Source organism: Streptomyces sp. CO7 (assembly GCF_053474865.1).
In genome coordinates this window covers 201,055-224,526 of sequence record NZ_JBRIOU010000009.1, presented here as the reverse complement: position 1 = coordinate 224,526, position 23,472 = coordinate 201,055, and the positions used below count along the sequence as shown (strand labels likewise).

General features: G+C 74.2%; 23 protein-coding genes and 1 riboswitch. Of the genes, 12 read left to right on the top strand and 11 right to left on the bottom strand.

Going from position 1 to position 23,472, the window contains the following annotated elements:
• Nucleotides 1-142 precede the first annotated feature (142 nt).
• The gene (locus ACOV8S_RS27605; RefSeq protein WP_448321156.1) at nt 143-1,012 is read right to left on the bottom strand and encodes an alpha/beta fold hydrolase; all 870 of its coding nucleotides are present in this window, start codon (nt 1,010-1,012) and stop codon (nt 143-145) included.
• A 155-nt stretch (nt 1,013-1,167) separates the two neighbouring features.
• On the opposite strand from ACOV8S_RS27605, the gene sigJ reads away from it, so the two are divergent.
• Entirely contained in the window at nt 1,168-2,079 is a 912-nt protein-coding gene (gene sigJ, locus ACOV8S_RS27600; protein ID WP_448321155.1) for an RNA polymerase sigma factor SigJ, read from the top strand.
• A 237-nt stretch (nt 2,080-2,316) separates the two neighbouring features.
• Complete coding sequence (locus tag ACOV8S_RS27595) at nt 2,317-3,078, top strand: GntR family transcriptional regulator (RefSeq protein WP_448321153.1); 762 nt, start codon at nt 2,317-2,319, stop codon at nt 3,076-3,078.
• Nucleotides 3,079-3,205: 127 nt separating this feature from the next.
• On the opposite strand, the gene ACOV8S_RS27590 is transcribed toward ACOV8S_RS27595, so the two are convergent.
• Entirely contained in the window at nt 3,206-4,363 is a 1,158-nt protein-coding gene (locus ACOV8S_RS27590; protein ID WP_448321152.1) for an ROK family transcriptional regulator, read from the bottom strand.
• Nucleotides 4,364-4,530: 167 nt separating this feature from the next.
• Between ACOV8S_RS27590 and ACOV8S_RS27585 the strand changes: the two genes are divergently transcribed.
• The 3 genes from ACOV8S_RS27585 (at nt 4,531) to ACOV8S_RS27575 (ending at nt 6,812) form a co-directional block, all read left to right on the top strand.
• Nucleotides 4,531-4,992, top strand: coding sequence for a hypothetical protein (locus tag ACOV8S_RS27585; protein ID WP_448321151.1), 462 nt, complete (start codon nt 4,531-4,533; stop codon nt 4,990-4,992).
• 51 nt (nt 4,993-5,043) lie between these two features.
• Nucleotides 5,044-5,790, top strand: coding sequence for a phosphotransferase family protein (locus tag ACOV8S_RS27580; protein ID WP_448321149.1), 747 nt, complete (start codon nt 5,044-5,046; stop codon nt 5,788-5,790).
• A gap of 110 nt (nt 5,791-5,900) precedes the next feature.
• Nucleotides 5,901-6,812, top strand: a complete 912-nt coding sequence (locus ACOV8S_RS27575) for an aminoglycoside phosphotransferase family protein (RefSeq protein ID WP_448321147.1) — start codon at nt 5,901-5,903, stop codon at nt 6,810-6,812.
• A 34-nt stretch (nt 6,813-6,846) separates the two neighbouring features.
• Here the strand turns inward: ACOV8S_RS27575 and mug are convergent, their stop codons facing one another.
• From mug to ACOV8S_RS27555, 4 genes are all read right to left on the bottom strand, one after another.
• A complete protein-coding gene (mug, locus tag ACOV8S_RS27570; RefSeq protein ID WP_448321145.1) occupies nt 6,847-7,410 on the bottom strand; it encodes a G/U mismatch-specific DNA glycosylase in 564 nt (187 codons plus the stop codon).
• Between the two features lie 19 nt (nt 7,411-7,429).
• Complete coding sequence (gene purB, locus ACOV8S_RS27565; RefSeq protein ID WP_448321144.1) at nt 7,430-8,869, bottom strand: adenylosuccinate lyase; 1,440 nt, start codon at nt 8,867-8,869, stop codon at nt 7,430-7,432.
• 115 nt (nt 8,870-8,984) lie between these two features.
• Nucleotides 8,985-10,445 carry an aldehyde dehydrogenase family protein gene (locus tag ACOV8S_RS27560; RefSeq protein ID WP_448321143.1) on the bottom strand — a complete coding sequence of 487 codons (1,461 nt, stop codon included), beginning with the start codon at nt 10,443-10,445 and terminating at the stop codon, nt 8,985-8,987.
• A gap of 128 nt (nt 10,446-10,573) precedes the next feature.
• A complete protein-coding gene (locus ACOV8S_RS27555) occupies nt 10,574-11,383 on the bottom strand; it encodes an IclR family transcriptional regulator (RefSeq protein ID WP_448321142.1) in 810 nt (269 codons plus the stop codon).
• A 205-nt stretch (nt 11,384-11,588) separates the two neighbouring features.
• Between ACOV8S_RS27555 and ACOV8S_RS27550 the strand changes: the two genes are divergently transcribed.
• Nucleotides 11,589-13,052, top strand: coding sequence for a benzaldehyde dehydrogenase (locus ACOV8S_RS27550; RefSeq protein ID WP_448321140.1), 1,464 nt, complete (start codon nt 11,589-11,591; stop codon nt 13,050-13,052).
• A gap of 80 nt (nt 13,053-13,132) precedes the next feature.
• Here the strand turns inward: ACOV8S_RS27550 and ACOV8S_RS27545 are convergent, their stop codons facing one another.
• The 5 genes from ACOV8S_RS27545 to ACOV8S_RS27525 all read right to left on the bottom strand — a co-directional run bounded on the left by ACOV8S_RS27545 (nt 13,133) and on the right by ACOV8S_RS27525 (nt 18,298).
• Entirely contained in the window at nt 13,133-14,110 is a 978-nt protein-coding gene (locus ACOV8S_RS27545) for an aldo/keto reductase (protein ID WP_448321139.1), read from the bottom strand.
• A gap of 126 nt (nt 14,111-14,236) precedes the next feature.
• Entirely contained in the window at nt 14,237-15,028 is a 792-nt protein-coding gene (locus ACOV8S_RS27540; RefSeq protein ID WP_448321138.1) for an SGNH/GDSL hydrolase family protein, read from the bottom strand.
• Between the two features lie 90 nt (nt 15,029-15,118).
• Entirely contained in the window at nt 15,119-16,135 is a 1,017-nt protein-coding gene (locus ACOV8S_RS27535) for a hemolysin family protein (RefSeq protein ID WP_448321137.1), read from the bottom strand.
• The gene (locus tag ACOV8S_RS27530) at nt 16,132-17,520 is read right to left on the bottom strand and encodes a hemolysin family protein (RefSeq protein WP_448321135.1); all 1,389 of its coding nucleotides are present in this window, start codon (nt 17,518-17,520) and stop codon (nt 16,132-16,134) included. The genes ACOV8S_RS27535 and ACOV8S_RS27530 overlap by 4 nt, the downstream gene beginning before the upstream one ends.
• 304 nt (nt 17,521-17,824) lie before the next feature.
• The gene (locus tag ACOV8S_RS27525) at nt 17,825-18,298 is read right to left on the bottom strand and encodes a C40 family peptidase (RefSeq protein WP_351114034.1); all 474 of its coding nucleotides are present in this window, start codon (nt 18,296-18,298) and stop codon (nt 17,825-17,827) included.
• 2 nt (nt 18,299-18,300) lie between these two features.
• Nucleotides 18,301-18,501: riboswitch (cyclic di-AMP (ydaO/yuaA leader) on the bottom strand.
• Between the two features lie 449 nt (nt 18,502-18,950).
• Here ACOV8S_RS27525 and ACOV8S_RS27520 point away from each other — a divergent pair.
• The 6 genes from ACOV8S_RS27520 to ACOV8S_RS27495 all read left to right on the top strand — a co-directional run.
• The gene (locus tag ACOV8S_RS27520) at nt 18,951-19,253 is read left to right on the top strand and encodes an urease subunit gamma (RefSeq protein WP_448321134.1); all 303 of its coding nucleotides are present in this window, start codon (nt 18,951-18,953) and stop codon (nt 19,251-19,253) included.
• Nucleotides 19,254-19,268: 15 nt separating this feature from the next.
• Nucleotides 19,269-19,580: an urease subunit beta gene (locus ACOV8S_RS27515; protein WP_448321132.1), complete on the top strand. Its 312-nt coding sequence runs from the start codon at nt 19,269-19,271 to the stop codon at nt 19,578-19,580.
• Nucleotides 19,573-21,312, top strand: a complete 1,740-nt coding sequence (locus tag ACOV8S_RS27510; protein ID WP_448321131.1) for an urease subunit alpha — start codon at nt 19,573-19,575, stop codon at nt 21,310-21,312. The genes ACOV8S_RS27515 and ACOV8S_RS27510 overlap by 8 nt, the downstream gene beginning before the upstream one ends.
• A gap of 14 nt (nt 21,313-21,326) precedes the next feature.
• Nucleotides 21,327-22,001, top strand: a complete 675-nt coding sequence (locus tag ACOV8S_RS27505) for an urease accessory protein UreF (protein WP_448321130.1) — start codon at nt 21,327-21,329, stop codon at nt 21,999-22,001.
• A 161-nt stretch (nt 22,002-22,162) separates the two neighbouring features.
• On the top strand, nt 22,163-22,840 hold the full coding sequence (ureG, locus tag ACOV8S_RS27500) for an urease accessory protein UreG (protein WP_448321128.1): 678 nt from the start codon (nt 22,163-22,165) through the stop codon (nt 22,838-22,840).
• Nucleotides 22,828-23,472 (top strand): urease accessory protein UreD (locus ACOV8S_RS27495; protein WP_448321127.1); only part of this gene is annotated, 645 nt, incomplete at its 3' end. The genes ureG and ACOV8S_RS27495, both read left to right, overlap by 13 nt.

The window sequence follows — 23,472 nt, the reverse complement described above, 5'->3', positions numbered from 1 at the left end:
GGACGCCGGGGGTGCGGGAGCCGGTGGACCGGCGCACGGCGCCGACGGCCGCCGCCGTGCGCAGCAACACCTACTCCCGCCGCGCGGCCCGCGCGGAAACCGGAGGTGAACAACGCGCTCCGCGGTCACCCGACCGGGCCATTCAGCGCCCCGTGGCCCCGCCGCCGATGTCGCTGCCGCCGCCGCCGCTGCCGTCGCGGACCACCCGGGCGACCAGTGCCGGGTCGTCGTTCATCGGCACGTGCCCGCAGCCCCGCAGCCGCACCAGCCGGGCCCGCGGAATGATCCGCTTGGCCCGTACGCCCTGACGAGGAAGCAGCAAACGGTCCTTGTCGCCCCAGGCCACGGTGACCGGGAGCCCCGGCAGGTCGTCGGTGAAGGTGAGCCCGGCGCCCGCGCGCAGGGTCGCCTCGAAGCCCGGCGCGTGCTTCAGCGCCAGGGTCTCGGCCACCACCGCCTCCGGCGCGCGACGGCCCGGCCGTGCGTAGATGGTGCCGGTCAGCGCCGCCCGCCCGGCGGCCGAGCGGGCCAGCTGCCGGACGACGGGCAGCGGCAGCCGCGCCGCGCCCTCCCGCATCACCCGCAGCACCGAGGCGGCGTAGCGCCACTCGCCCGGCGACCAGAACCCGCCCGGGGAGAGCGCGGTCACCGTTCGGGCGAGGCTGCGGCGGCCCATCTCCAGCGCGAGCAGCCCGCCGAGCGAATTGCCCGCCACGTGCGGCCGCCCGACGCCCAGCGCCTCGCACAGGCCGCCCAGCACCGTCGTGACCGTCGCCAGGTCGTACTCCAGCCCCTGCGGAAGCGCGGGGGAGGACCCGAAACCCGGCAGGTCCACGGCGATCACCTCCCGGTCCGCCGCCAGAATCCGGCTCACCGGGTCCCAGGCCTGGAGGTGGTGACCGATGCCGTGCAGCAGCAGGAGGGGTTCGCCGGCGCCCCGCCGCTCGCAGGCCAGGGTCACGGTCCTCGGGCCGCCGTCGGAGGGCACCTCGAAGGAGACGGTGTCGGTCATGGGCTGCTCCTCGTCCGGGGGAATCGCACGCACGTCGAACCGGCCGACAGCTTGTCAGCAACGGCCGCCGACGGGTAGGGGACGACGCCCTCCCCGGCCGCAGCGTCGGCCAACTCGGCTCTGGAGCCGCCGACGTGCGATGGCATGATGGCGCAATGACCACCGACTCCGCCGCCGGGACCGCGGCCCGCGAGTTCGAGGAGCACCGGGGCCTGCTCACCGGCGTCGCCTACCGGATGCTGGGCCGCGTGGCCGACGCGGAGGACGTGGTGCAGGAGGCATGGCTGCGCTGGGCGGGAGCGGACCGTTCGGCGGTGCGCGAACCGCGGGCCTACCTGACCCGGGTGGTCACCCGGCTCGCCGTCGACCGGCTGCGGCAGATCAAGGCGCGCAACGAGACCTACGTGGGGCCCTGGCTGCCGGAGCCCTACCCCACCGCCCCCGGTGCGCCCGGCGCCGAACCCGTGGACGCCGCCCGGCAGGCCGAGCTCGCCGACTCGGTCTCCTTCGCCGTGCTCGTCGTGCTGGAGACCCTCTCGCCGCTGGAGCGGGCGGTCTTCGTCCTCCGCGAGGCGTTCGGTTTCCCGCACGCCGAGATCGCGGCCATGCTCGACCGCGGCGAGCCCGCGGTGCGCCGGATGGCGGTCCGGGCCCGCAGCCACGTGGAGGAGGGCCGCCCCCGCTACACCGTGGAGCCCGCCGAACGCCGCGAGCTCACCGAACGGTTCCTCGCCGCGGCCGCCGGAGGAGACCTGGAGCGGCTCATCGAGGTCCTGGCGCCCGACGTCCGCCTGGTCGCCGACTCCGGGGGCAGGGCGCAGGCCCCGCTGCGGGAGCTGTTCTCCGCGGACGCGGTGGCCCGCTTCTTCCACAACGTCAGGAAGGACGCGCGGACGACCTGGTCGTACCGGCCGCTGGAGGTCAACGGCGCCCCCGCCTACCTCGTCCTGGACGACGGCCGGCCCGAGACGCTGGTCCAGGCGGACGTCGCCGACGGCCTCGTCCGCACGCTCTACCTGGTGCGCAACCCGGAGAAGCTGCGCCGGCTCGTCGAGTCGCAGGGCTGACCCAGCACCGGCCCCGGGCCGGCTCACCGGTGTCGGCTGACCACCCTCGACCGGCCGCCTTCGCCCACGAACGTCTCGTGAACGACGTGTGACGTTCCCTGCCCGTTTTCTCCCCAGGTTCCAGGATTGGTCTTGACCAGGTTTGGGGGGCGTCCTATGGTCGCAGGAAAGTTCAACAACCTTTAATAAACAAGGGCGTCAAAAACGTCGCCGGCCACGCGCACCGTGGAGGACAGGGTGGGGACCACGCAGCTGGAAGCGGTGTCGGAGCCGAAGTACTGGCATCTGCGGACCGTGCTGAGCCAGGCACTCGACACCGAGTTCTCGGTGGGCGAGGTGCTGCCCAACGAGCGGGAGCTCGCGGCCCGCTTCGGTGTCGCCAGGGCCACGCTCCGCCAGGCTCTGGAACAACTCGAACTGGAAGGCCGACTGCAGCGCCGCCGCGGCGTCGGCACGACCGTCGCCCCGCCGCGCGTCGGCGTGGCCGTCGAGACCGAGCGGCCGTTGTGGCCGGGGGCGCCGGGGGACGCCTGGCAGCCGGCCGACTGCACCCACGGGGCCGCGACCGCCGCCGTGGCGGCCGCACTGGGCGTCGCCGGCGACGAGACGGTGCACACGGTGCGGCGCTCGCTGTCGGCGCACGGGCAGATCGTCGCCGCGGAGCTCCTGCACGTGCCCGCCGGCTCCGTGCCCGAGCTGACGGCCATCGACGTGCCCGGCGGACCCGCCCGCGCCCGCGCGGTGCTGCGGGAGCTCCAGCGGCTCACGCTGGAGGGCCAGGACCGCGCCGTGGAGCTCGGCACCGCCCGTGCCGAGGACGCCAAGGACCTCGACCGGCTCCCCGGAGCGCCGGTGCTGATGGTCACCACGCGGTTCTTCGCCGAGGGGCGGACGGCGGCTGTGTCGGTGGCCACCTACCGGGCCGACACCTGCCGGCTCACCTTCGGCGCGGCCGGCGACGTGCGCATCGTCCACGACAGGGAGCGGCAGGTCTCCTGACCCGCCGCGGTGACGGCATCCGGTGACCGCACCTGTGGTGACGGCACGCGGGTGACCGTTCCGCCCGGTGACCGCCCCCGGGGTGAACCCCGCGGGCGGTCACCGGCGTGTCGTCACCGGCGTGTCGTCACCGGCGTGCCGTCACCGTGCTGTCCACCGCGAACAGTTGCTCCTCGACGTGGTCCAGGGCCAGGCGCAGCGCCCCTGTGGCGACGGCCGCCTCGCCGAGCTGGGAGAGGGTCACCCGCGGTGTGCGCAGGCAGTACCGGGACAGCTCGCCGCGGAGCGGCTCCAGCACGTCGTCCAGCCCCGCCGCCCAGCCGCCGACCACCACCAGCTCCGGGTCCATCGCCAGCACCAGCGCCGCCACGTCGTGGACCAGCCGCCGGATGAACCGGTCGACCGCGGCCCGGGACCCCTCGTCGCCGTCACGGGCGTGCTGGAACACCTGGGCCACCGCCTGCTCGTCCAGCGGCCGCAGCGGCTCGCCCTCGGTGGACAGCAGGGTCTCGGGCGTCGCCTCACGGCCCAGCAGGTGCAGCGCGCCGATCTCGCCCGCCGCGCCGCCGAACCCCCGGTGCAGCCGCCCGCCGATCAGCGAGCCCGCCCCGGGACTGAGGCCGGCCAGCACGAACACCACGTCGTCCGAATCGACCGCCGCGCCCTTCCAGTGCTCGGCCACGGCGGCGGCGTTGGCGTCGTTCTCCACCAGCACCGGGCACCTGAACGAACGGCTGAGCCGCTCGCCGAGCCGCAGACCCGTCCACTCGGGCAGCGCCGTGCCCAGGCGGACCGTGCCGTCCGCCTCGACGATGCCGGGGGTGCCGACGCCGACCGCGCGCAGCGAGCCGGCGGAGACCCCGGCGCGGCGCAGGAGTTCGTTGACGGCGCTGCGCAGGGAGTCGATGCGGTCGTCCGCGGTGGCGGTTTCCGCCACCTCGCTGGTGATGCTGTCCAGGACGCGCCCGTCCAGGTCCGCCAGGAGCGCGGTCACCCGGTGGGCGCCGATCTCCAGCCCCAGCAGGTGGCCGGCCTCGGCGCGGAACCGGAACCGGCGCGCCGGGCGGCCCTGACGGCGCGTCGCGCTCTCGTCCGCCGCCGCCTCCGTCACCAGGCCCGCCTGGATCAGCCCTTCGACCACACCCTCCACGGTGGGACGCGACAGGCCGGTGACCCGGGTGATCTCGGTGAGGGTGGCGAAGTCGACCGCGCGCAGCGCGTGCAGCACCACGGCGGAGTTGATCCGCCGCAGCAGCGAGGGGTCACCGCCGGTCAGGCGTCCCACTGGTCCGTCCTCCCAGCTCGCGAGGTGTTGGCCGGATGTTACTCGTCGTTCAACGTCCCGGCGAGGGCGGGGATCCGGTTACCTCGGGTTGCGACCCGGACGGGTCCGTGGCCGGGCAGTGCCTGACGCGACGGCAGTTGTCGGTGGCGGCGGGTTTACTGGAACGCATGAGCATCGCACGTCATGTCGCCGTCGTGGAACGGCTGTGCGGTTCGGACCTGCCGGAGGAGGGCGTGGACGCGGACCGCGACGCCGCGCTGGGCCGGTGCGGTCCGGGATGGCGGGCGGCGGAGCTCCTGGGTGGCGAGTTCCTGGCCGACGGCTGCTCCGGCGACCCGGGCCTGGCGGCGGAGGCGGCGGCGGAGTACGAGCACGAGCGGGAGGCGCTCGCGCAGCGCCTGTCGGCGCGGTGGGGGGAGCCGCAACAGGTCGGCCTCTGGGGGGCGCTGATACGCGCCGGCGAGGCGGGGGAGGAGATACCCGAGCCCTGGGGCTTCCTGTGCGGGGAGCTGACGGAGGTGCACCTGTGGTGGGCGGGGGACCGCTGGCTGGCCCTCGGCGTGTCCCGCCACGGCCACGAACCCCCGCACGCCCTCCTGGCGGTGGTCACCACGCAGGACCCGCCCTAGGGCTCGAAAACCCGGAGACGTCGGTCGGCGTCCCCGGGACACTGGTCGTCCATGGACGAGGTGGAAGTCGTCGTGGCGCATGCGGAGCGTGCGACTCTGCGCGTGGGCGACGTGTTTCTGAAGGTGGACGCCGACCGGACACGGGTCGACGTCGAGGTCGAGGCGATGTCCCTGGCACCGGTCCCGACCCCTCAGGTCTTGTGGCGCAAGCCGCCCGTGCTCGCGGTCGCGGCACTTCGCGGCACGACGCTCGGGAGCCTCGGCGGCCCTTCGACCGGGTCGCCGGCGGCATGGGCCGCTGCCGGAGCCACCATCCGGAAGCTGCACGATGCGCCGATGCCGACCTGGCCCGGCCGGGCCGGCCGGAGCCGCGTCGCGCTGGCCGCGGAACTCGACGCCGAGTGCGAGGCGCTCGTGACGAACGGCGTCCTGCCCGCCGACCTGGTCACCCGCAACCGCCAGGTCGCCGAGGCCGCACTCCGCCCGTGGACACCGGCGTTCACGCACGGCGACCTGCAGATCGCGCACGTCTTCCTCGAGGGCGACGAGGTCACGGGCGTCATCGACTGGTCCGAGGCGGGCCAGGGTGATGCCCTGTACGACCTCGCCACCTTCACCCTGGGGCACGAGGAGCACCTCGACGACGTCCTCGCCGGCTACGGCGCCGACATCGACCGCGACGTGATCCAGGCATGGTGGTCGTTGCGCAGCCTGCTGGCCGTCCGTTGGCTGGCCGAGCACGGCTTCGACCCGTTCGCACCGGGTTGTGAGGTCGACGTCCTGAGATCCCGGATGTGAGGCGGCCCGGGCCCTGGCGACTTCCAGGACCTGCCGATCAGGCCCGCCTTCCTGTTCGTCGTGGATCACGGGCGAGGCACCGAAGTCCTCCCCGCGTAGGGTGACTTGGCATGACCGACGACGAGTTCGAGATCACGGCGGACCTGGTGCGCGATCTGCTGCTCGAGCAGCATCCGGACCTCGCGGGCCTGGCCCTGCGCGAAGTGGCGGGCGGATGGGGCAACCAGATGTGGCGCCTCGGGGACGACCTGGCCGTGCGTATGCCGCGGCAGGAGGGCGCCTCGGCGCTCCTGCGCAAGGAGTGCCGATGGCTGCCCGTCCTGGGCCCCCGCCTGCCGCTTCCGGTTCCCCACCCCGTCCGGATCGGTGAACCGTCCCCGCGCTTCCCGAGGCCCTGGGCGGTCATGACGTGGGTCCCGGGCGAACCGCTGGACCACTCCTCCATCAGCCGCGGCGACGACGCGGCCGACACGCTGGCCGCCTTCCTGAGCGCGCTCCACACGGAGGCTCCCGAGGACGCGCCGATCAGTGAGGACCGCGGCGGTCATCCCGGCAAGTGCACGGACGGCTTCGAGTACTTCTTCCACGCCGTCGCTCCCGCCGCGCTCGCCGGTCTCGCCGACGACATCCGTGCCGTCTGGGACGACGCCGTCGCGGCACCCGAGTGGGAGGGCCCGCCCCTGTGGGTGCACGGCGACCTCCACCCCGCGAACGTCGTCGTCTCCGACGGGACGCTCACGGGTGCGATCGACTTCGACGCCCTGTTCGCCGGCGATCCGGCGTGGGACCTCGCCGCCGCATGGGTGATCCTCCCCGCGGGCGCCGTCTCGCGCTTCTTCGACGCGTACGCGCGTGCGGACGAGGGGACGATCCGGCGCGCCCGCGGGCTGGCCGCTCTGAAGGGCCTGTTCCTCATGCTCATGGGCCAGAACGGGGACCGCGGCCTGCCCGGTGGCAAGCCGGCCTGGGGACCCGCCGGCCGGGCCGCTCTCGAGCGCGTCCTCACGGACCCGGTGGTGTAGCCGCTCACCGGCACCGAGACATGCCCGGGCCGGTTCACCGGCGGGGCGGCTCCTCGGCGGCCTCACGGAGGCGGGCGTACTCCTCGGCCATGGCCGCCAGGGTCCAGTGGGCGTTGAGCCCGCTGGGGTTGGGGAGCGCCCAGACGCGGGTGCCGCCGGGCAGGACGCGCTCCTGCGGGCCCACCGCCGCCTTCCGGTCGCCGAACGCGGCCCGGTAGGCGGTGATGCCCAGGACCGCGAGCCAGCGCGGCCGCAGCAGCTCCGTCTTGGCCTCCAGGATCCGCCCGCCCTCCAGGTACTCCTCCGCGGTGAGCTCGTCCGCCCGCGCGGACGCCCGCGCCACCACGTTGGTGATGCCGAGCCCGTAGGACAGCAGCTCCCGCTGCTCGGAGGGGTCGAGCTGCCGGGGCGTGAAGCCGGACCGGTGCAGGACGGGCCAGAACCGGTTGCCCGGGCGCGCGAAGTGGTGCCCGGTGGCCGCCGTCATCAGCCCGGGGTTGATCCCGCAGAACAGCACGCGCAGGCCGCCCGCGGCCACATCGGGGACGATGCGGTCGCGGGCGGCCTCGAGCTCCTCGCGGGTGAAGCGGGGGCTCATCGGTGGTCGCCGGGCGTGGTCAGAGGATCGCCCCTGGGGTGTACGCGGCGGCCTGCGGGTGCTGCTCGATGACCTCCTCGACGCGGGCGACGACCACGCCGACCTGGTCCGCGGCCGCGCCGGTGAAGGACAGTTTGTCCGCCATCAGCTCGTCCAGCGCCGCGCGGTCCAGCGGGATGCGCTCGTCGGCGGCCAGCCGGTCCAGCAGCTCGTTGCGCTCGGCGCCCTGCTCGCGCATGGCCAGGGCGCAGGCCACCGCGTTCTCCTTGATGGCCTCGTGGGCCTCCTCGCGGCCCACGCCGGCCCGCACCGAGGCCATCAGCACCTTGGTGGTGGCCAGGAACGGCAGGTAGCGGTCCAGCTCGCGGGCGACCACGGCGGGGAAGGCGCCGAACTCGTCGAGGACGGTCAGGAAGGTCTCCAGCAGGCCGTCCAGCGCGAAGAACGCGTCCGGCAGCGCGACGCGGCGCACCACGGAGCAGGAGACGTCGCCCTCGTTCCACTGGTCGCCGGCCAGCTCGCCGGTCATCGAGGCGTAGCCGCGCAGGATCACCATCAGGCCGTTGACGCGCTCGCAGGAGCGGGTGTTCATCTTGTGCGGCATCGCGGACGAGCCGACCTGCCCCGGCTTGAAGCCCTCGGTCACCAGTTCGTGGCCGGCCATCAGGCGGATCGTCTTGGCCAGCGAGGACGGCGCGGCGGCCAGCTGCACGAGGGCGGTGACGACCTCGTAGTCCAGGGAGCGCGGGTAGACCTGGCCCACCGAGGTGAAGGCCTGGCCGAAGCCGAGGTGCGCGGCGATGCGGTCCTCGAGCTGGGCGAGCTTGCCGGCGTCGCCACCGAGCAGGTCCAGCATGTCCTGAGAGGTGCCGACGGGGCCCTTGATGCCGCGCAGCGGGTAGCGGCCCAGCAGCTCCTCGACGCGGTGGTACGCCACCAGCAGCTCGTCCGTGGCGGTGGCGAAGCGCTTGCCGAGGGTGGTGGCCTGGGCGGCCACGTTGTGGGACCGGCCGGCCATCACGAGCTCGCCGTACTCGGCGGACAGACGGCCCAGGCGGGCCAGCACGGCCACCACGCGGTCGCGGACCAGCTCGAGGGAGAGGCGGATCTGCAGCTGCTCGACGTTCTCGGTCAGGTCGCGGGACGTCATGCCCTTGTGGACCTGCTCGTGGCCGGCGAGGTCGTTGAACTCCTCGATCCGGGCCTTCACGTCGTGACGGGTGACCTTCTCGCGCTCGGCGACGGAGGCCAGGTCGACCTGGTCGAGCACGCGCTCGTAGTCGGCGAGGGCGGCCTCCGGCACCTCGATCCCGAGGTCCTTCTGCGCCCGGAGCACGGCGAGCCAGAGCCTGCGCTCGAGCTTCACCTTCTCCTCGGGCGACCAGAGCGTGGCGAGCTCGGCGGAGGCGTAGCGTCCGGCGAGGACGTTCGGAATGCGGGGCTTGGCGGGAGAAGTCACGTAACCGGATTCTACTGTTCGTTCCTGCAGGTCGACGCCGCGGGCCTGTTCGTAGGAAACGCCAAGGGCCGCACGGTCCGCGGGGCGGGCGCCCCGGGATCCGGCGACGGCTGCCTCAGAAGGGGTAGGCGCGGGGTGTGTCCCGGGTGGTGACCCACTGCAGCTCGGTGAAGTCCTCGGCCACGAAACCGACGCCGAACCGGCCCCAGCCGCTGTCGCGGGTACCGCCGAACGGCATCTGCGGCTCGTCGTTCACCGGCTGGTCGTTCACGTGGACGATGCCGGCGTCGATCCGGCGGGCGACCTCGAGGCCCTGCACGGAGTCCGCCGCCAGGACGGCCGCGGCCAGGCCGAAACCGGAGGCGTTGGCCCGGGCGACGGCCTCGTCGCGGTCCTCCACCACGGTGACGACCACCACCGGGCCGAAGGTCTCGTCCAGGGCCAGCTCGATGTCCTCGGGCACGTCGGTCAGCACCGTCGCCGGATAGCAGGGCGGCGCGGCCCTTCCGCCCGCCACGATCCGCGCGCCGGCCGCCACGGCCTCCTCGACCCGGCGGCCGATCGTCGACAGCGCCCACTGGTTGATCACCGGCCCGATCACCGTCGCGGGGTCCAGCGGGCTGCCCATCGGCAGGGAGGACACCTTGGCGGCGAGACGCTCCAGGAAGGCGTCGGCGATCGGGCGCTCGACGAAGATCCGCCGGGCGCCCATGCAGACCTGGCCCTGGTGGACGAAGGCGCCGTAGGCGGTCGCCGCGGCCGCGTGGTCGAGGTCCACCCCGTCGAGGACGATCATGGGGTTCTGCCCGCCGAGCTGGAGCAGGATCCGCTTGAGGTGCCGGCCCGCCGCCTCCGCCAGCCGCCGACCGGTGGCGGTGGAGCCGGTGAAACTCAGCCGCCGCACGAGCGGGTTCGCGATCAGCTCGTCACCGATCAGCGAGGCATCGCCCGGGGCGTGCGTCACCACGTTCAGCACGCCCGGCGGCAGTCCGGCCTCCGCGAAGATCTCCGCCCACAGGGCCCCGCACGCGGGCGCCTCCTGGGACGGCTTGAGCACCACCGTGTTGCCGAGCGCCAGTGGCCCGACGATCGCGCGGCCGGTCAGCGCCAGGGCCGCGTTCCACGGGGCGATCGCGCCGACCACCCCCACCGGCCGGCGGATCGCCATCGACCGCGTGCCCGGCCGGTCGGACGGGATCAGCTGCCCGTCCGCGGCGTACGGCAGCGCCGCGGACTGCCGCAGCAGGGACAGCGCGAAGTCGAGCTGGACGTCGCCGAAGTGGCGGGTGCAACCCGTCTCCCGGGCCAGCAGGGCGAGGATCTCCGCGCGCCGCCGCTCCACGACGTCCGCCGCGCGCAGCAGGACCGACTGACGTTCGTGGGGCAGGGCCCGTGACCAGCCGGCGAACGCCCGGTCGGCCGCCTCGATCGCGTCCCGCGCGTCGTCCTGGTCGCCGGCGGCGACGACCGCCACCACCTCGCCGGACCAGGGGTCGAGGCTCTCGTAGGTGCGCCCGTTGCGTGAGTCGACCCATGCGCCGGCGATGTGCTGACGGACAAAGGGGGCCGGGGTCATCACTGTCGCTCCTCACCCGGGGCCGGGACGCCGGACGTCATGACCGGAGGATCGGACGACCTCCGGCCGGTGGTCACCTTACGGGGTTCCATGGGCCGGAACTCCATCCCGCCCTGCGGGTCCCGGCGTCACTCGAGGTGGCCCATCCGCCGGGAGATCTCCTGCGCGGTGTGGCGCAGCGGCCCCTCCAGGCGGGCCACGACGGCCTCGGCCGTGGCGTTCCACGCGCTCAGGTGGACGGCCACGCCCAGGGCCGCGCAGACGTTCCCGTGGCGGTCGCGCACCGGCACGGCGACCGACCGCAACCCGGCCGTGAGCTCCTGGTCGTTGAGGGCCAGGCCGGTCCGCCGGATCTCCGCCAGCGCCGAGACCAGTTCCTCGCGCGCCGTGATGGTCCGCGGCCCGCGGCGCGCCAGGTCGATCCGGTCCAGCACGGCGCGCACGGACGAGGGATCGCGGTGGGCCAGCAGCACCTTGCCCATCGACGTGCAGTAGGCGGGCAGCCGGGTGCCGATCTGGACGTTCAGCTCGATGCGGAAGCCGGCCCGGCTCGGCCGGCGGCGGTCCACGTAGACGATGTCCGCGCCGTCCAGGACGGTCAGGCTGACGGTGTGGTTGGTCTCGTCGGCCAGGGCCTGCACGCTCCGGGCTCCCACCCGTGCGACGTCCAGGGTCCCCACCGCCGCCATGCCGAGGTGCATCGCCGCGGGACCCAGCAGGTACTTGCGGCCGTCGTCCTCCTGCTCCAGGTAGCGCAGGGCCACCAGGCTCGCCACGTAGCGGTGGCAGGTGCTCTTGCTCAGCCCTGTCGCGTCGGCCAGTTCGACCAGTCCGAGGGGCCGGCGCCCGTCGGCGAGCGCGGTCAGGATCGCCAGGCCCCGCTCGAGGGCCTGGGCGCCGGTGCCGGAGGACGCCGCCGGCTGCGGGGCTGCGGTCATGGCGTTCAGCCTATCCGGAACGTGGTTCCTGTAGGTGGAACTGCTCGTTGACGCAGTCCGCGTCCCGCAGCACGATGCGCCGCACGACGTCGTTGCCCGCACCCGCACCCGCACCCGCACCCTCACCCGCACGCGCATCAGCACCGTGACCCCCACGTCCCGGACCCGCGCCCCGCACCGGTGGTTCTGTACGGAAGGAATCGTTGTGGCACTTCTGGACTCTGTCGACTGGCAGGGCAAGATCTTCAAGAACGGCGCCTGGGTGGCAGGCCGCGGCGGCGACTACGCCGTCGTGGAGCCGGCCACCGGCGCCGAGCTGGGCCGCATGGGTGCGGCCGACACCCGGGACGTCGCCGAGGCCGCCGCCCACGCGGCCGAGGCGCAGCAGGCCTGGGCCGCCCTGCCCTACACCGAGCGGGCCGCCGTGCTCCGCCGGGCGGGCGACCTGTGGAAGCAGCACGCGGACGAGATATCCGGCTGGAACATCCGTGAGGTCGGCGCCGTCCCCGGCATGGCCGGGTTCGCGCTGCACACCGCCGCCGAGGAGTGCTACGAGGCCGCCTCGCTGCCCGGCCGCCCGCTGGGCGAGCTGCTGCCGAGCGAGCAGCCGCGGCTGTCCATGGCCCGCCGCGTCCCGGCCGGCGTGGTCACGGTGATCGCGCCGTTCAACGTGCCGCTCATCCTGGCGATCCGCTCGGTGGCCCCCGCGCTGGCCCTCGGCAACGCGGTCCTGCTCAAGCCGGACCCGCGCACCGCGGTCACCGGCGGCACGCTGATCGCCCGGATCTTCGAGGAGGCCGGCCTGCCCTCGGGCGTCCTGCAGATGCTGCCGGGCGGTCCGGACGTCGGCGAGGCGCTGGTCGTCGACCCGCACGTACGGGTCATCTCCTTCACCGGCTCCACCGCCGTCGGCCGGCACATCGGCGAGCTCGCCGGCCGGCACCTCAAGCGCGCCCACCTCGAACTCGGCGGCAACTCCGCGCTGCTGGTCCTCGACGACGCCGACGTGGAGGACGCGGTCAACCTGGCCGCCTGGGGCTCCTTCTTCAACCAGGGCCAGATCTGCATGACCACCGGACGGCACCTGGTGGCGGGCGCCGTCTACGACGACTTCGTCGCCGCGCTCGCCGAGAAGGCACGGAGCCTGCCGGTCGGCGACCCGGCCGGGGGAGACGTCGCGCTCGGCCCGGTCATCGACGCCGGTCAGCGGGACAAGATCCACGCTCTGGTCACCGCGAGCGCCGCCGACGGGGGGAAGGTGGCCGCGGGCGGCACCTACGAGGGGCTGTTCTACCGGCCGACCGTCCTGGCCGACATGGCCCGGACCGCGCCCGCCTTCGCGCAGGAGGTCTTCGGGCCGGTCGCCCCGGTGACGCGGGTCGACTCCGTCGAGGACGCGGTGCGGATCGCCGGGGACAGCGAGTACGGGCTCTCGCTGGGCATCGTCACCAAGGACGTCATGCACGGTCTCGCCGTGGCGGACCGCATCCCCACCGGCATCGTGCACATCAACGACCAGACGGTGAACGACGAGGCGGTGGCCCCGTTCGGCGGGGTCAGGGCCTCGGGCACCGGATCCCGGTTCGGCGGTGCGGCGGCGAACGTCGAGGCGTTCACCGAGACCCGCTGGGTCACCGTCCGCGGCGCCACCGCCCGCTACCCCTTCTGATCACCGGCCCCGTCCCGTCCGGCGCCACCGGACGGGACGGCGCCACCGGACGGGACGGGACCGCCGTTCGTCACGTCCCGTCACGTCGCCGCGCGCGGGTCGAGCAACCCTTCGGCGAGCAGATCGGACCACAGCTGCCCGGGGACCTCCTTGCCGAACGCGGCCAGGTCGTCCCGCACCTCCGCCGCCGACCGCATGCCGACCACCACGCCCGCCACCGCCGGGTGCCGCAGCGGAAAGGCCAGCGCCGCCTCCGGCAGGGTCACCCCGTGCGAGGCGCAGACGTCGGCGATCCGCCGCGCGCGGCGGACGACCTCCGGGGAGGCGGCGGCGTAGTCGAAGAACGCGTTCGGGGAGGGGCGAGGGGTCGAGAGCAGCCCGGAGTTGAACACCGAGGCGGCGAGCAGCGAGACCCCGCGTTCGGCGCAGGCGGGCAGCAGTTCGTGCGCCGCACGCTGGTCGAGCAGGGTCCAGCGCCCGGACAGCATCACCACGTCGACGTCGTGCTCCCGCACCAGCCGGGTGAGCAGGGCGGTGTCGTGCATCCCGGCCCCGACGGCGCCCACCACGCCCTGGGCCCGCAGCTCGGCCAGCGCGGGCAGGCCGGTGCGCAGGGCGTCCTCGAAGTGGTGCTCCGCGTCGTGCAGGAGGAGCACGTCGACCCGGTCGGCGCCCGTCCGGGCCAGCGACTCCTCCACGGAGCGCAGCACGCCGTCGCGGGAGAAGTCCCACTCCCTGCGGTGCGTGGCCGGCACCTCGAAGCTCTCGTCCGTCCGCCCGGCCGGGTCCTGGGGCACCAGGAGCCGGCCGACCTTGGTCGACAGGGTGAGCTCGTCCCGGGGCCGTTCGCGCAGGAAGCCGGCCAGCCGCCGCTCGGCGAGGCCGATGCCGTAGTGCGGCGCGGTGTCGAAGAAGCGGATTCCCGCGTCCCAGGCGGCGGACAGCGCGCCCGCCGCCGTCGCGTCGTCCAGCGGCTCGTACAGGCCGCCCAGGGGCCCGGTCCCGAACCCGAGTTCGGTCACCTCGACGGTGCTGCGCCCCAGCCGACGGGTCCTCATACCGCTCCCCTCCGCGCCGGCACGGAGGTGCTCCGTGCCGGGGACGAACGTACCCGTCGTGCTCCCGCGTCACACCGGACCCGCCTCACATCGGCCCGGCGTCACACCGGTGCCCGGGCCGCGACCTCACTCGTAGGGCAGCAGGTCCGCCCGCTTGGGGAGGAGGCCGTCGCCGGAGGAGCGGCCGGTGAGGCGGCGGGCTATCCAGGGGAGGAGATGGACGCGCGCGAACCGGGCGTCGGCGACGCGGCGCAGCAGCCAGGGGTCCGGGGGAGTGGCGGCCATCGGCACGTGCCACTCGTGGTCCTCCGGGTCGTACCCGAGCCCCTGCCAGACCGCCTCGGCGACCCGCCGGTGACCCTCCTGGTTGAGGTGGATCCGGTCCACGTCCCACACCCGGGGGTCGCCCAGCGACGGCGCCCCGTAGAGGTCGATCAGCACCGCGCCGTGCCGCGAGGCCAGCGAGTCGAGGGTCTCGAAGATGGCCTCCATGCGGGGACGGAACCGCTCCATGACCGGCCCCTGCCGCCCCGGGCTGCGCATCAGCACCAGCTGCTTGCAGGCCGGGGCCAGCCGCTCGGCGGCCTCCTCGAGCATCCCGGTGACCCGCTTGAGGTCGCAGTTGGGCCGCATCGCGTCGTTGAGGCCGCCCACCAGCGTGATCACGTCGGCGCCCATCTCGGCCGCCGGGCCGACCTGCTCGTCGAGGATCTGGCCGATCAGCTTGCCGCGGATCGCCAGGTTGGCGTAGCGGAAGCCGGGCGCGCGGGCGGCCATCCGGGCCGCGAGGAGGTCTGCCCAGCCGCGGTAGGTGCCGTCGGGCATCAGGTCCGACATGCCCTCGGTGAAGGAGTCGCCCAGGGCGACCAGGCTGGAGTACGTGGGGGCGGTGTCCGCGGGATTCTTCTGCGTCTGCATGGCGAGGCAGATCGTATCCCCGCCGCATACCAGTCGGTCGGTCGCCCCCGGTACCACCGGGGGCGACCGACCGGGACGGCGGCCGACGGCTCAGGCGGCGGGCTGGCCGAACAGCTCGCGCAGCACGTCCTCCATGGTCACCAGCCCCGTGAGGCGGCCGTCCGAGCCGAGCACGGCGGCCAGGTGCGTGCGGCTGCCGCGCAGCGCGGTGAGCACGTCGTCCAGCGGCGTGTTCTCCCGCACCCGGGCGATCGGGCGCATGTGCTGGACCCGGAAGGGCAGGTCCCGCGGCATCGCGTCCAAGGCGTCCTTGACGTGGAGGTAGCCGATGATGCGGCGCTCGTCGTCGACGACCGGGAAGCGGGAGAACTTGGTCTCCGCGGAGAGCGCCTCCAGCTGGACGGGGGTGACGCCCAGCGACACGTACCGCACCTTCTCCAGCGGCAGCAGGACCTCGCCCACCGGCCGGCGGCCGAGCTCCAGCGCGTCGTTCAGACGCTCCCGCGCCCGGTCGTCGATCAGGCCGGCCTCCCCGGAGTCCTTGACCATCTGCGCCAGCTCGGCGTCCGAGAAGGAGGCGGTGACCTCGTCCTTCGGCTCCACCTTGAGCAGCTTCAGCAGGGCGTTGGCGAAGGCGTTGACGGTGAAGATCACCGGCCGCAGCGCCCTGGAGACGGCGACCAGCGGCGGCCCGAGCAGCAGCGCCGTGCGCACCGGCTCGGCCAGCGCGACGTTCTTCGGCACCATCTCGCCGAGCAGCATGTGCAGGTACGTCGCCGCGGTCAGCGCGATCACGAAGGAGACCGCGTGGCCCGCTCCGGACGGCACGCCCACCGCGTGGAACAGCGGCTCCAGCAGGTGCGCGATGGCCGGCTCGGCGACCACGCCGAGGACCAGGGTGGACAGCGTGATGCCCAGCTGGGCCGCGGCCATCAGGGCGGAGACGTGCTCCAGACCCCAGATGACCCGCACGGCGCGGCGGTCGCCCTCCTCGGCGTGCGGCTCGATCTGGCTGCGCCGGACCGAGATCATGGCGAACTCGGCGCCGACGAAGAAGGCGTTCAGGACCAGGGTCGCCAGACCGATCAGCAGTTGTACGGCGGTCATCGGGTCGCTCCCTGTCCCTTCCCGGCGTTCCGGCCGGACTCGGTGTCCGCGTCGGCGCCGGCGCCCTTGGAACCGGCGTCGGCCGGCGGGGCGGTCAGCAGCACGCGGGCGGCCCGGTGGCCGGAGGCGTCCAGCACCTCGGCCCGCCAGCCCTCGATCTCCACGACGTCCCCGACGGCAGGTATCCGGCCCAGGGCGGTGGCGACCAGCCCGGCCAGCGTCTCGTAGGGGCCGTCCGGGGCGCGCAGCCCGATCCGGGCGAGCTGGTCGGTGCGGGCGGCGCCGTCGGCGTCGTAGACCGCGCGGCCGTCGGGGTCCGTCCCGGCGGGCGCCAGGTCGGGCGTCTCGAACGGGTCGTGCTCGTCGTGGACCTCGCCCACGACCTCCTCGACGATGTCCTCCAGCGTCACCACACCGGCGGTGCCGCCGTACTCGTCGATCACCACGGCCATGGTGCGCCCGCCGGACAGCCGGTCGAGCAGCCGCTCCACGGTCAGGGACTCGGGCACCAGCAGCGGCTCGCGCAGCAGCTCCGAGACGTGCACCCGGGACCGCCGCTCGGCGGGCAGCGCGATGACGTCCTTGATGTGGACGGTGCCCACCACCTGGTCCAGGTTGCCCCGGTACACCGGGAAGCGGGACAGTCCGGTGGCCCGCGTCGCGTTGGCGACGTCCTCGCAGGTCGCCTGGGCCTCCAGGGCGACCACCTGGACGCGCGGGGTCATCACGTTCTCCGCGGTCAGCTCCGCCAGGTTCAGCGTGCGGACGAACAGTTCCGCGGTGTCCATCTCCAGGGCGCCCTGCTTCGCGGAGTGGCGCGCCAGGGCGGCCAGCTCCTGCGGGCCACGCGCGGAGGCGAGCTCCTCGGCGGGCTCGAGGCCCATCCGGCGCACCACCCGGTTGGCGGTGTTGTTCAGGTGGGTGATGAACGGGCCGAAGACCGAGCTGAACACGCGCTGCGGCGTCGCCACCTTGCGGGCCACGCCCATCGGGTTGGAGATCGCCCAGTTCTTCGGGACCAGCTCGCCGACGACCATCAGGAAGACCGTCGACAGGGCGGTGCCCAGGACCAGGGCCACCGAGCGCGAGGCGCTCTCGGACAGGCCCAGCGCGCCCAGCGGCCCCGAGATGAGGGCGGCGATCGACGGCTCGGCGAGCATGCCGACCACCAGGTTGGTGACCGTGATGCCCAGCTGCGCGCCGGAGAGCTGGAAGGTCAGGTTGCGCACGGCCTTCAGGGCGCTCGCCGCGCCCCGGTCGCCCTTCTGGTCGGCCCGCTCCAGTTCGGCGCGCTCGACCGTGGTCAGGGAGAACTCCGCCGCCACGAAGGCTCCGCAGGCCAGCGAGAGCAGGACCGCGAGGAGCAGGAGGAGGACCTCGGTCATGGGGTCGCCCCCCTGTGGTCGCCGGGGAGGGGGGATCGTGCGGAAAAGGCGCAGCCGGAGCTGCTACTGGGAGGCTCGCCCATGGGCGGACGCTCACGCACCTTTCGAGAGAAGGTCAGGATCACCGTGATCGGTGGCACCCCCAGGGTAAAGGACGGGCAAAGCGGCCCGCGGGTGAGGGCCTCGACCCCGAGACGAGTACCCCTGGGGCGGCGTCGCATGATGTGCCGGGCGACGGAAAAACCGCCCCGGCGCCGACGGCGGTGCCGGCGGGCCGGAGCGGCGTGCGTCCGGGGGCGGCGGGTCAGCGCACCCGCCCGTACCAGACGCTCCTGGTCCAGATCTTCTGCAGGCGCACCACGTCCCCGGTCTTGGGCGCGTGCCACAACTTGCCCGAGCCGGCGTAGATGCCCACGTGGTAGACGTACGAGCCCGAGTGGAAGAAGACCAGGTCCCCCGGTTTGCGCCGGGACGCAGAGACGTGGGTGGACCGGTTGTACTGCTGCGCCGCGGTGCGGGGCAGGGTCTTGCCGGCCTTCTTGAACGAGTACAGCGTCAGTCCCGAGCAGTCGAACGCGTAGGGCCCGGTGGCGCCGTACCGGTAGGGGGCTCCCTTCTTGGAGGCCGCCACCTTCAGGGCCTTGGAGCCCAGGGTGGCCGCCTGCGCCTCGGCCGCCAGGCCGGGAGCGGCGACGCCGCCTCCGAACGCGGCGAAGGTCAGGACCGAGGCTGTTCCGGCCCGGGTCAGCAGGGACGGGACTCGATTGGGCACGGTCATGCACAACCCTTCGACAGCCGCCTGTGAAGGATGACCTGTCGGATTCGGGCCGCGAAGTAGCCCGGCCGCCCGAAGGCGGCTTCACCCCAAGGACCGCGCGGAACCAGTTCCGGCGGCCCGTCGTGCTCGGGTCCTCCACTCCTGCCGATCCACTCCTGTCGACCCGTCGCCCGGCCGGCGGCAGGATTCGGCGTCCGCCCGGGCCGCCCCGCCGCGGTGGCGGGGGCTTGTCGTCGGGAGGATCTTCACGTACTCGGGGCCCGGGATCATCTCTGGAGGGCGTGTTGTGGACTTCGTCACCATTGGGCTGTTCGGGTGGACAAAGTGGCCTGTATCCCCTGGTAACCATTTCTTACGAGGCTCTCACCTGCGGCACCACGGCCGGCCGGCGCCGGCGTCCAGGCGCACGGGGCAAATCGTGGGGTCCGTCGGAAGGACCAGCGTCTACGCCGAACGACGGTACTTCGTCTGGTGCGTTTGGGAGGCGGCGCGCCGGGGTGGCGGCGGGGCCACGACCGGGGGCACGCGGTGTACGCGCCGCCGCGCGGCGGCCGCGCGCCGCGCCCTCCCGGCAGCGGCGCCGTTAACGCCGCCGAAACGCACCGCCGCTAGCCTCCGGGCACGCCAACGGGCCACTGCCGAGGGGGACGCCGTGCGACTGACTCCGCACGAACAGGAGAGGCTGCTCATCCACGTGGCGGCCGACGTCGCCGAACGGCGCAGGGCGCGCGGGCTGCGGCTCAACCACCCGGAGGCGGTCGCGCTGATCGCCTCCCACGTGCTGGAAGGCGCCCGCGACGGCCGCACCGTCGCCGAACTGATGCGCTCCGGCCGCACCGTGCTCACCCGGGACGACGTCATGGAGGGCGTCCCCGAGATGATCCCCGACGTCCAGGTCGAGGCGACCTTCCCGGACGGCACCAAGCTGGTCACCGTCCACGACCCGATCGTCTGACGAAGAGGGGCCGCAGTGATACCCGGAGAGTTCGTCCTCGAGGACGCGCCCGTGATCCTCAACGAAGGTCGCGAAGTCACCCGCGCCACCGTGCTGAACGTGGCCGACCGCCCCGTGCAGGTCGGCTCCCACTACCACTTCGCCGAGGCCAACCCGGGCCTGGAGTTCGACCGCGCGGCCGCGCGGGGCCGCCGCCTGAACGTGGCCGCCGGAACCGCCGTGCGGTTCGAGCCGGGCATCCCCGTCGAGGTCGAGCTGGTGCCGCTGGCCGGACACCGGGTGGTGCCCGGCCTGCGCGGGGAGACCGGAGGTCCGCTCGATGCCTGAGACGACCCCGGGCCGGCGCATGTCACGCGCCGCCTACGCCGACCTGTTCGGCCCCACCACCGGCGACCGCATCCGGCTCGCCGACACCGACCTGCTGGTGGAGATCGAGGAGGACCGCTGCGGCGGCCCCGGCCGCGCCGGGGACGAGGCGGTCTTCGGCGGCGGGAAGGTGATCCGCGAGTCCATGGGGCAGTCCCGCGCCACCCGCGCCGAGGGCGCCCCCGACACCGTGATCACCGGCGCGGTGGTCCTCGACCACTGGGGGATCGTCAAGGCGGACGTCGGCATCAGGGACGGCCGGATCACCGCCCTCGGCAAGGCCGGCAACCCGGACACCATGGACGGCGTCCACCCCGACCTGGTGATCGGCCCCGAGACGGAGATCGTCGCAGGCAACGGCCGGATCCTCACCGCCGGAGCCGTCGACGCGCACGTCCACTTCATCTGCCCGCAGATCGCCGACGAGGCACTCGCCTCCGGCGTCACCACCCTCGTCGGCGGCGGCACCGGGCCGGCCGAGGGCTCCAAGGCCACCACCGTCACCCCCGGGCCGTGGCACCTGGCCCGGATGCTGGAGGCGATGGAGGCCTACCCGCTCAACATCGGCCTGCTCGGCAAGGGGAACACCGTCTCCCAGGAGGCGCTGCTCTCCCAGATCCGCGGCGGCGCCGTCGGCCTCAAGCTGCACGAGGACTGGGGATCGACCCCCGCCGCGATCGACGCGGCCCTCACCGCGGCGGACCGCACGGGCGTCCAGGTCGCGCTGCACACCGACACCCTCAACGAGGCCGGCTTCGTCGGCGACACCCTCGCCGCGATCGCCGGACGCGGCATCCACGCCTACCACGCCGAGGGCGCGGGCGGCGGCCACGCCCCCGACATCATGACCGTGGTGTCGCACCCCAACGTGCTGCCCAGCTCCACCAACCCGACCCGGCCCTTCACCGTCAACACCACCGAGGAACACCTCGACATGCTGATGGTCTGCCACCACCTCAACCCGGCCGTCCCCGAGGACCTCGCCTTCGCCGAGTCGCGGATCCGCCCCTCCACCATCGGCGCCGAGGACGTCCTGCACGACCTGGGCGCCATCTCGATCATCTCCTCCGACTCCCAGGCCATGGGCAGGGTCGGCGAGGTGGTCCTGCGGACCTGGCAGACCGCCCACGTCATGAAGCGCCGGCGCGGCCCGCTGCCCGGCGACGGCCGGGCCGACAACCTGCGCGCCCGCCGCTACGTCGCCAAGTACACGATCAACCCGGCCGTCGCCCAGGGCATGGCGGCCGAGATCGGCTCGGTGGAGCGCGGCAAACTCGCCGACCTCGTGCTGTGGGAACCCGCGTTCTTCGGCGTCAAGCCTCACCTGGTCCTCAAGGGCGGCCAGATCGCCTACGCGCAGATGGGCGACGCCAACGCCTCCATCCCCACGCCGCAACCGGTGCTGCCCCGCCCGATGTTCGGGGCGCTCGGCCGCGCCCCGGCCGCCAACTCGGTCAACTTCGTGGCCCCGGCGGCGATCGAGGACGGCCTGCCGGAACGGCTCGGCCTGGGCAAGCGGTGGGCGGTGATCGACTCCACGCGGCAGGTCACCAAGGCCGACATGCGGGTCAACGACGCCCTGCCGGACGTGCGGATCGACCCCGACAGCTTCTCCGTGCACATCGACGGAGAGCTGGTCGAGGCGACGCCCGCCGCCGAACTGCCCATGGCCCAGCGGTACTTCCTCTTCTGAGCACGGGGCCGCAGATGAACCGCGCCGCGCTGCTCCTGCTGGCCGACGGACGCTTCCCGGCCGGAGGCCACGCGCACTCCGGCGGTGCGGAGGCCGCCGTCCGCGCGGGCCGGATCACCGATGCCGCCTCGCTGGAGGCCTTCTGCCGGGGCCGGCTGCACACCACGGGCCTGGTCGCGGCCTCCCTGGCCGCGGCGGCGGCCCTCGGCGCCGAGCCGGCGGAGCTGGACGAGGCCGCCGACGCGCGCACCCCGTCCCCCGCGCTGCGCGACACCGCCCGCCGGCTCGGACGGCAGCTGCTGCGGGCCGGCCGGGCGACCTGGCCGTGCCCCGAACTGGACGCCCTGGCGGCGGAGTTCCCCCGAGGCGCGCACCAGCCGGTGGTGCTCGGCGCCGTCGCCCGCGCGGCCGGGCTCGGGCCGCAGGACGCCGCGTACTGCGCCGCCTACGAGAGCGTGGGCGGACCCGCCACAGCGACGGTCCGGCTGCTCAGCCTGGACCCGTTCGACGCCACCGGGGTGCTCGCCCGGCTCGCTCCCGAGACCGACCGGGTCGCCGGCCACGCGGTGCGGGCGGCCCGCGAGGCGCTCACCGACGGGGTGGACGCGCTCCCCGCCGCCTCGGCGCCGCTGCTGGAGATCGCGGCCGAGGTTCACGCCGTGCGGGGGAGCCGCCTGTTCGCCTCCTGACGCCACGCGAGCCGGGTTCCACCTGACGCCACGCGAGCCGGGTTCCTCCTGCCGCCACGCCCGCCGTCCTCCTCGCCACCGTTCTCCTGGCCGCCGTCCTCCTCGGCGTCGTCCTTTTCGCCGCCTGCCTGCGAAGCCCGCCCTCACCAAGGAGCCCGCCCATGCACCTGCACCGCCACCACGACGGCCTCGGGGGATCCGGCGCCGCCGCCCACCGCCCCGACGGGACGCGCCGCGCGCTGAGACTCGGGCTCGGCGGTCCGGTCGGCTCGGGGAAGACCGCGACGGTGGCCGCGCTCTGCCGGGAGCTGCGGGGGGAGCTGTCGCTGGCCGTCGTCACCAACGACATATACACCCGCGAGGACGCCGAGTTCCTGCTGCGCGAGGCGGTGCTCCCGCCGGAGCGCATCACCGCCGTCGAGACCGGGGCGTGCCCGCACACCGCGATCCGTGACGACATCTCCGCCAACCTGGAGGCGGTGGAGGAACTGGAGGAGCGCAACGGGCCGCTCGACCTGATCCTGGTCGAGTCCGGCGGCGACAACCTGACCGCCACCTTCTCCCGGGGCCTGGTGGACGCCCAGATCTTCGTGATCGACGTGGCGGGCGGCGACGACATCCCGCGCAAGGGCGGTCCCGGCGTCACCACCGCCGACCTGCTGGTCGTCAACAAGACCGACCTGGCGCCCCACGTCGGCGCCGATCTGTCCCGGATGGCCGCAGACGCCGAGGCGCAGCGCGCCGAACTGCCGGTCGTCCTGCAGTCGTTGCGCGGCGAGGCCGGGGTCGCGGAGGTCGCCGCGTGGGTGCGGGAGCGGCTGGTCGCGTGGCGGGCCTGACCACGGACCCGCACCCCGGCGCCGGGGTGCGGGCGCACGCGCGGATCACGGCGCGGCCCGACGGACGCGGCGGCACCGCGCTGCCGGTGCTGGCCGGGGACGGCCCCCTCGCCCTGCGGCGGACCCGGGGCACGGGCGACGAGGCGCGGGTGACCGTGGTCGGCGCGATGAGCGGACCGCTCGGCGGCGACCGGTTCCTGCTGGAGGGGGAGGTCGCCGAGGGAGCCCGGTTGCGGGTCGGTTCGGCCGCCGCGACCCTCGCCCTGCCCGGTCAGGGCGAGGACCGCGCCCGGTACGAGACCCGGCTGCGGGTCGGCGCGGGCGGCTCGCTGCGCTGGGAGCCCGAGCCCTTGATCGCGGTGCGCGGCAGCGACCTGCGGGTCCTCACCCGGGCCGAGGTCGCGACGGGCGGCCGGCTGGTGTTCCGGGAGGAACTGGTGCTCGGCCGCCACGGCGAGCCGCCCGGCACACTCGCCTCGCGGCTGACCCTGCGGGTGGGCGGGCGGCTCCTGCTCGACCAGGACCTGGCCTGCGGCCCCCGCGCCCCCGGCGGATGGGACGGGCCCGCGGTGCTGGGCGGCCACCGCGCGGTCGGCCAGGTGCTCCTGGTCGCGCCGGAGTTCGCCCGACAC